This is a genomic window from Flavobacterium celericrescens (assembly GCF_011392075.1).
In the GTDB taxonomy this organism is placed as follows: Bacteria; Bacteroidota; Bacteroidia; order Flavobacteriales; family Flavobacteriaceae; genus Flavobacterium; species Flavobacterium celericrescens.
On the sequence record NZ_JAAJBV010000024.1, the window covers coordinates 1 to 312 of the forward strand.

Sequence of the window (312 nt, forward strand, 5' to 3'; positions counted from 1 at the left end):
TATTGTTACAAACCGGTGTTGTTGCACTTGCTACACTTACTAAATTATATGTCGAGTTTGCTGTCAATACCGGTGTAGTTACACTCACATTTCCTGTTGCGTCTAATAAAATAGTTTGGTTCGCTCCTGAATCAACTGTATAGGTTATCGTTGCATTTGCGGTTCCTGTGAAACTAACCACAGCTGTTGCGCCTGAACAAATTGTTGTTGCTCCTGATATAGCAGCTGTTGGTAATGGTAATACCGTAACTACTGCACTTCCTGATGCGGTGTTAGTACAAGCTGGTGTTGTTGTTGCTGTTACACTTACTA

Annotated in this window: 1 protein-coding gene; it reads right to left on the minus strand. The window is 41.0% G+C overall.

The annotated features are described in order from the left end of the window. Nucleotides 1-312 (minus strand): hypothetical protein (locus tag G4L40_RS12880; protein ID WP_166237591.1); only part of this gene is annotated, 312 nt, incomplete at both ends.